8 protein-coding genes are annotated in these 6707 nt (G+C 71.2%); 1 reads left to right on the top strand and 7 read right to left on the bottom strand.

All coding sequences use genetic code 11. The features are described from left to right. The 6 genes from QZX64_RS07670 to QZX64_RS07645 all read right to left on the bottom strand — a co-directional run. Nucleotides 1-739 (bottom strand): sigma-70 factor domain-containing protein (locus QZX64_RS07670; protein ID WP_295658110.1); only part of this gene is annotated, 739 nt, incomplete at its 3' end. Nucleotides 740-955: 216 nt separating this feature from the next. Next, complete coding sequence (locus QZX64_RS07665; RefSeq protein ID WP_366558530.1) at nt 956-1291, bottom strand: metallopeptidase family protein; 336 nt, start codon at nt 1289-1291, stop codon at nt 956-958. A gap of 11 nt (nt 1292-1302) precedes the next feature. Further along, complete coding sequence (locus QZX64_RS07660) at nt 1303-2754, bottom strand: RNA polymerase sigma factor (protein WP_295658106.1); 1452 nt, start codon at nt 2752-2754, stop codon at nt 1303-1305. A gap of 108 nt (nt 2755-2862) precedes the next feature. Beyond that, a complete protein-coding gene (locus tag QZX64_RS07655; protein ID WP_295658104.1) occupies nt 2863-3438 on the bottom strand; it encodes an HhH-GPD-type base excision DNA repair protein in 576 nt (191 codons plus the stop codon). A gap of 90 nt (nt 3439-3528) precedes the next feature. After that, nucleotides 3529-3852 carry a hypothetical protein gene (locus QZX64_RS07650; RefSeq protein ID WP_295658102.1) on the bottom strand — a complete coding sequence of 108 codons (324 nt, stop codon included), beginning with the start codon at nt 3850-3852 and terminating at the stop codon, nt 3529-3531. 405 nt (nt 3853-4257) lie between these two features. Continuing rightward, a complete protein-coding gene (locus QZX64_RS07645) occupies nt 4258-4659 on the bottom strand; it encodes a universal stress protein (RefSeq protein WP_295658100.1) in 402 nt (133 codons plus the stop codon). 135 nt (nt 4660-4794) lie between these two features. On the opposite strand from QZX64_RS07645, the gene QZX64_RS07640 reads away from it, so the two are divergent. Beyond that, nucleotides 4795-5217 carry a hypothetical protein gene (locus QZX64_RS07640; protein WP_295658098.1) on the top strand — a complete coding sequence of 141 codons (423 nt, stop codon included), beginning with the start codon at nt 4795-4797 and terminating at the stop codon, nt 5215-5217. A gap of 3 nt (nt 5218-5220) precedes the next feature. On the opposite strand, the gene QZX64_RS07635 is transcribed toward QZX64_RS07640, so the two are convergent. Then, a complete protein-coding gene (locus QZX64_RS07635) occupies nt 5221-6687 on the bottom strand; it encodes a glutamate--cysteine ligase (protein ID WP_295658096.1) in 1467 nt (488 codons plus the stop codon). Nucleotides 6688-6707: the final 20 nt, after the last annotated feature.

Below are 6707 nucleotides of genomic sequence, written 5' to 3'. Positions count from 1 at the left end.
CGATCTCGACCAGGTCGCGGCGCATGGCGGCCGGGATCTTGGTCTCGCCGACGTTGTGCTGACGGAGCTTCTCGGTGGCGAACAGGCCGGCCTCGATGCGCTTGGCCAGGTCGACCTCCATCTCGGCGGTCAGCAGCGCGACGCGGCCGATCTCGCGGAGGTAGGCCTTGACCAGGTCGATGCCGGGCGGCGGCTCGTCGAGCGCGAGCGGCTTGTCCTCGTCGGCGACCACGACGGGTGCGGCGACGGGCTCGGCGAACACCGTGTCGCCGTCGGGCTGCTGCGACTCGAGCACGGCGGCCTCGGCCTCGGCCTTGGTCTGCTTGACCGGCTTCGCGGCAGCCGCAGCCTTGGTGGCGGCGGTGGGCGGGGTGGTCTGAACGGGCACGCTGGACTCCTCAACGAGCGGCTCGGCGGCGGCGCCGTCTGCCACGGTGCGTCCGGCCGGACGCTTCTCCTGCGGGCCGGCGGCCCGCTTGGCCGGCCGGGCGGCCGGTGCCTTGCTTCCGTCCGGCTTCGCCGCGGCGCGACGGCTCCGGGTCGTGGTGGGGGCCGCGTCCTCCGACAGGAGCACCGCCCCCTGCTCGGAGAGCTGGCGAAGGACGGTGCGCGCCTCGGCAGGGCCGACGCCGGCGTGGTCGAACGCGGTGCGGAGCTGCTCGAGGGACAGGCGTCCCTCGGTGCGCGAGCGCTCGACCAGCGCGTCGACGACGTCGGCGGGGCGTGCGGGGGCGGACATGGATGATCTCCTGGGTCAGTGCGGGGGCATCGGGACCGGTCAGCCCACACCCGCGCTGCGGCGCCTCGGGGGCGACGTGCGGAGACGGCGTGACGTCCCGGTAGCCGGCACCTGTCGTCCAGGCGCCTGCGAAGTTCCCAACGATCCTCTCACGCCCGCTGTTCCGGTAGCACTTGGGCGGGTGAGGCTGCTCACAGCGCACCTACCCGCCTGCGCTCAGTCCCACCCGAGCTGGTGCAGCCGCTCGTCGTCGATCCCCACGTGGTGCGCGAACTCGTGCACCACCGTCACCTGGATCTCCTCGACCAGGTGGTCGAGGTCCTCCGCCATGAGGCACAGGGGGATGCGGTAGAGGCTGATCCGGTCCGGCAGCGTGCCGGTGTAGTGGTCCCGCTCGGTGAGGGCGACCCCCTCGTACAGCCCCAGCAGGTCGGGGTCCTCGGCGTTCTCGTCCTCGACGACGACCACGACGTTGCTGAACTGCGCGACCAGCTCCGGCGGCAGCTCGTCGAGCGCGTCGGCGACGTAGCCCTCGAACTCCGCCGGCGACACCGGCTGCACGCCTAGTCCAGGTAGTCGCGCAGCTTCTGCGACCGCGAGGGGTGGCGCAGCTTGGACAGCGTCTTGCTCTCGATCTGGCGGATGCGCTCGCGGGTCAGCCCGAACTCGCGGCCGATCTCGTCGAGGGTGCGCGGCTGGCCGTCGACCAGGCCGAAGCGCATCTTCACGACGGCGGCCTCGCGGTCGGTCAGCGTGCGCAGCACCTCGCCGAGCTGCTCCTGCATCAGGCCGTACGACACGACCTCCGCGGCGATCGGCGCGTCGGCGTCCTCGATGAAGTCGCCGAGGCTCGAGTCCTGGTCGTCGCCGATGGTGGTCTCGAGGCTCACCGGCTCGCGGGCGTAGCCCTGGATCTCGACGACCTTCTCCGGCGTCATGTCGAGCTCCTTGGCGAGCTCCTCCGGGGTCGGCTCGCGGCCGAGCTCCTGCAGCATCTCGCGCTGCACCCGGGTGAGCTTGTTGATCTGCTCGACCATGTGCACCGGGATGCGGATCGTGCGGGCCTGGTCGGCCATCGCCCGGGTGATCGCCTGGCGGATCCACCAGGTGGCGTACGTCGAGAACTTGTAGCCCTTGGTGTAGTCGAACTTCTCGACCGCGCGGATCAGGCCGAGGTTGCCCTCCTGGATCAGGTCGAGGAACAACATGCCGCGGCCGGTGTAGCGCTTGGCCAGGCTGACGACGAGGCGGAGGTTCGCCTCGAGGAGGTGGTTCTTGGCGCGCCGACCGTCCTCGGCGATCCACTCGAGCTCCTCGAGCACCTTGGGGCTGACCTTGCCGCCCTTGGCCAGCTTCTCGTCGGAGAAGAGGCCGGCCTCGATGCGCTTGGCCAGCTCGACCTCCATCTCGGCGTTGAGGAGGGGGACCTTGCCGATCTGCTTGAGGTAGTCCTTGACCGGGTCGGCGGTGGCGCCGGCGACCATGACCTGCTGCTCGGGCTCGTCGGTCTCGTCGGCGGCGGAGACGACGAACGAGGCGGACTTCTCGTCCTCCTTGATCGTCGGGTCGGTCACGACGTCCTTCTCGAACTCCTCGTCGGGGATGTCGGGCAGCAGCTTCGTGCCGTCGGGGCCGACGGCCACCGGGACGTCGGCGGCCTTCTTGGCGGCGGCCTTCTTCGCCGGCGCCCTCTTCGCAGCAGCCTTCTTGGCGGGGGCCGCGACCTGGGTGGCCGTGCCCTCGTCCGCCTTGGCCGTCGTGGTCTTCCGCGCCGTGGTGGCAGCGGCGGCACGACCGCCGGCGGCGGAGACGTCGACGATGATGCCGAGCCCGCTCAGGTGCGTCAGCAGCGCCTTGAGGTGGCGAGGATCGACGGCGGCGTCGTCACTGGCGGTGCGCACCTCCTCGGGCGAGACCGTGCCAGTGCTCGTGCCGCGCTGCACCAGGGCGGCGACGGCAGGATGGGCGAGAACCTCGGCGGGGAGCAGCTTGCGTGCGTTCGAAGACACGAACACCTCTCGTGAACGACATCGGGGCGCGGCAAGGCCCGGTTACGTCAAGAGCCGCGGTCGCAATCATGCCACGGCCCTCAAGGGGACCGGGCACGCCCCCGCGCGTGGCGCTCAGTCCGTCCGGGCGGCGGCCTTCGCCTCGGCCTTCTGGGCCTTCTTGAAGTCCCTGACCTTCTGCAGTGAGGCGGCGTCGACCACGTCGGCGACCGAGCGGTGACCGGCCTCGGCGTAGGCGCCCACCGCCTTCTCCCAGCCGTCGGGGCGCACGCCGAGCTGCTTGGCGAGCAGCGCGACGAAGATCTGGGCCTTCTGCCTGCCGAAGCCGGGCAGGGCCATGACACGCTTCAGCAGGTCCCTGCCGTCGGCCGCCCCGGTCCAGATGCGGGAGGCGTCGCCGTCGTACTCCTCGGAGACGATGCGGGCGAGCTCCTGGAGCCGGGCCGCCATGGAGCCGGGGAACCGGTGGATCGCCGGCGTCACGGCCGCCATGGCCGCGAACTCGTCGGGGTCCGCGGCCGCGATGGCGGCGGGGTCGAAGGTGCCGAACCGGTCGATCACCTTGGCGGGCCCGCGGAACGCGTGCTCCATGGGGTACTGCTGGTCGAGCATCATCGCTGCCAGGAGCGCGAAAGGTGAGTCGTCCAGCACCTTGTCGGCCGCGGGGTCGCCGGTGATGTGAAAGCCCATGCCGCTCATCATGCCGCCAGGCCCTCGGGACGTCATACGAACGGAGCGCTCCGACCCACGATTCGTATGACGTCCCGGGCGGTGCGCCAGTCAGCAGGGCTTGTACGTGATGGTGAAGCGCGACCCGACTTCTTGCTGGAGGCGACTGACGAGGTCCCGGGCACGCTCATCCAGGTCGCGGAACGCCTCCCCGGTGCGCAGTGGCGGGTTGGCGTCCAGATGTTCCATGGCGTTGCCCCACTCGCTGCGAGCGTCGATCAGCGAGTCGCTCGACGCAAGCGCCCTCCGCAGCCACTCCGGATCATCGGGAACCAGTCCGTCTCCCTTGGTCCAGAGCGGCACCGAGGCGCCGTAGTCCCCCATCAACCTGGTGGTGTCCCCGTCGACCGTGTAGTTGGGCTCGTCGGGCTCCACGTGACCCGGTGGCGGGTACGCCACCCAGTAAGCACCGTGGGGGTAGTCGCCCAGGTGCTTCGGGGGTGGAACTGCACCAGTGGATCACGGGTCTGCCTCGACCTGCCGCTGGATATCTGCTGTTCGTGGCTAGCGGATGTGCTGGTCGAGGATCATGGCGGCGAGGAGGGCGAACGGCGACCCGTCGAGCACGGCGTCCGCCGCCGGATCACCGGTGATGTGGAGTGCCATGGGCGCAGTGTCGCGGCCGGCGCGCGGTGCGGCGACCCCGTCGAGGCAAGGGACACAGAGGCAAGGGATACAGAGGCAAGGGATACAGAGGCAAGGCTTCGACGGCGACGCCCGGAGGCGCTGGCCTGAGGCCCGCACACCCGCCGGGGTGCGGGACGGAGCCTCGGGGCTGCGTCAGCCCGCCTTGACCGCCAGCACCGGGCAGGGAGCGTCGAGCAGGATGCGCTGGGCGTTGCTGCCCAGGATGAGCTTGCCCACCGGCGACCGGCGGCGCAGGCCGATCACGATGAGCTCCGCGGAGCTGGTCTCGGCGATGCTGATGAGGTCCTCGGCGGGCTCGAAGCCACGCACCATCTGGCGCAGGTCGTAGCCGACGCCCGACTTGTCGAGACGGCTGCGGACGTCGTCCATCTCCGACTCGGCCTGGCGCGCCGCGGGGCCGTCGAACTCCGTGCCGCCCCGGTGGGAGTTGACCACGACCAGCTTCGCATCGCGCAGCTTCGCCTCGGCGATCGCGGTGTCGAGCGCGGCATCTCCCTCGGGCTTCGGAACATAGCCCACCACGACAGTCCCCATTGACGGCCTCCTTCGCTGCACTGCGGCGGCTCCTCGTCGGACCGCTCCGTGGGCACGGTACCCAATCCCACCCGCCAGTGGGAGCCTGTGGACCCGCGAGGGCCCGGCGTGCCGCCGTCCGGCAGGCTGAACCGGATGATCGTGACCGACGCCTCCTCGCGCGCCGAGCAGCGCACGCTGCGGGCGGCGGTGCTGGAGCTCAAGCAGCGCGAGCCCCGCGGCAGGTTCACGCTCCGGGTGCACGCCGGGCTGCCCGGTGGTGCCGACTGCTGGTTCGAGGCGGGCCGCGACGACCACCTCGACCACACGGTGCGCACCGACGTCGCGGCCGCGCTGCTGCACCGGGCGCGGTCGCACACCGCCCACCCGTGGGCGTGGACGACGCGTCCGGGGCCGCTGTGCGTGGGCGACGCCGACCTCGCGTGGTCGGCCGCGGGACGGGCGGCGCTCGCCGAGGCGGACCTGCCGCTGCGGTTCGTGGTCGTGACCCGCCACGGCTGGCTCGACCCGGTGACGGGCGCGGGACAGGCGTGGCGACGCCTGCGCCGGCGCAGCTGAGGGCTACACCCAGGTGTGCACGGGCTCGTTGGTGTGCATGCGCTCGCGGTACTCCAGCAGGGTCGCTCGCAGCGCGTCGGCGCGGTCCTCGGAGGAGCGGTCCTCCATCCGGCGCACGAACCACTCCGCACCGTTGACTCCGGTCAGGCACCGCTGCTCGATGATGCCGAGCAGCCGGTCCCGGTCAACGGACGGCACCCCCCAGGAGTCGAGCCCCTCGTGGGCAAGCGGCAGCAGGCGTCGCAGCACCAGCTCGGTGGCGCGCACCGCTCCCCCGATGCCCGGCCAGTAGACCTGCGCGTCGATGCCGTGGCGTGCCGCGGCGTGGAAGTTCTCCTCAGCGGCGCTGAAGGACATCTGCGACCACAGCGGCCGCTCGCTCTCGGCGAGGCCGCGGACGAGCCCGTAGTAGAACGCCGCGTTCGCGATGGTGTCGGCCACGGTGGGGCCTGCTGCGAGGAGGCGGTTCTCCACGCGCAGGTGCGGCACCCCGCCCGCGACGTCGTAGATGGGCCGGTTCCAGCGGTAGATCGTCCCGTTGTGGAGGCGCAGCTCGGGCAGGCCCGGGGTGTCGCCCGCCTCGAGCTTGTCGAGCGGGTCCTCCGCGTCGGTGATGGGCAGCAGCGCCGGGAAGTAGCGCACGTTCTCCTCGAAGAGGTCGAACACCGAGGTGATCCACCGCTCGCCGAACCACACCCGGGGCCGGACGCCCTGTGCCTTGAGCTCCTCGCTGCGGGTGTCGGTCGCCTGCTCGAACAACGGGATCCGGGTCTCGCGCCAGAGCTGCCGGCCCAGGAGGTACGGCGAGTTGGCACCGACGGCGAGCTGCACCCCGGCGATCACCTGGGAGGCGTTCCAGTAGTCGGCGAAGTCGTCGGGTGAGGTCTGCACGTGGAACTGCGTGCTGGTGCAGGCCGCCTCCGGCACGATGGAGTCGGCGGTCGTGTCGAGGCGCTCGGTGCCGGCGATGGAGATGGAGATGTCCTCCCCGCGGGCGGCCAGGATCTGCTCGCTGAGCAGCTTGTAGCGCGGGTTGGCGCTCAGCGCGTGCGTGCTCATGTGGCCCTCGGCCAGGGTCGGGAGGATCCCGATCATCACCAGGTGCGCGCCGACCCGGGCCGACTTGGCCTCGGCGTCGTTGAGGCTGCGGCGCAGGTTGGCCTCGAACTGCGCCAGGCCGCCGTCGTGCAGGGTCGCCGGAGGCACGTTGATCTCGATGTTGAACTGCCCGAGCTCGGTCTGGAAGTCGGGGTCGGCGATCGCCTCGAGCGCCTCGGCGTTCTTCAGGGCCGGGTCGCCCAGCTCGTCGACGAGGTTGAACTCCACCTCCAGCCCGGTCATCGGGTCGTCGGTGTCGAAGCGCTCCTCCCGCAGCATCCGTGCGAACACGTCCAGGCAGCGTCGCACCTTCTCGCGGTGGCGCGTGCGGTCGGCGCGTGAGAACTCCTGTGCCTCGACCTCTTCACCCATGCAGGCACGATAGGGCAACC

Source organism: uncultured Nocardioides sp., assembly GCF_902805925.1.
GTDB lineage: Bacteria > Actinomycetota > Actinomycetes > Propionibacteriales > Nocardioidaceae > Nocardioides.
Note: the sequence above shows the minus strand (reverse complement) of the source record. Positions and strands in the feature narration are given on the sequence as shown.

Excerpts from the sequence above, each read along its gene's own strand:
- QZX64_RS07655 (WP_295658104.1), bottom strand. The coding sequence starts at position 3,438 with ATGGGCTTTCACATCACCGGCGACCCCGCGGCCGACAAGGTGCTGGAC.
- QZX64_RS07645 (WP_295658100.1), bottom strand. The coding sequence starts at position 4,659 with ATGGGGACTGTCGTGGTGGGCTATGTTCCGAAGCCCGAGGGAGATGCC.
- QZX64_RS07640 (WP_295658098.1), top strand. The coding sequence starts at position 4,795 with ATGATCGTGACCGACGCCTCCTCGCGCGCCGAGCAGCGCACGCTGCGG.
- QZX64_RS07635 (WP_295658096.1), bottom strand. The coding sequence starts at position 6,687 with ATGGGTGAAGAGGTCGAGGCACAGGAGTTCTCACGCGCCGACCGCACG.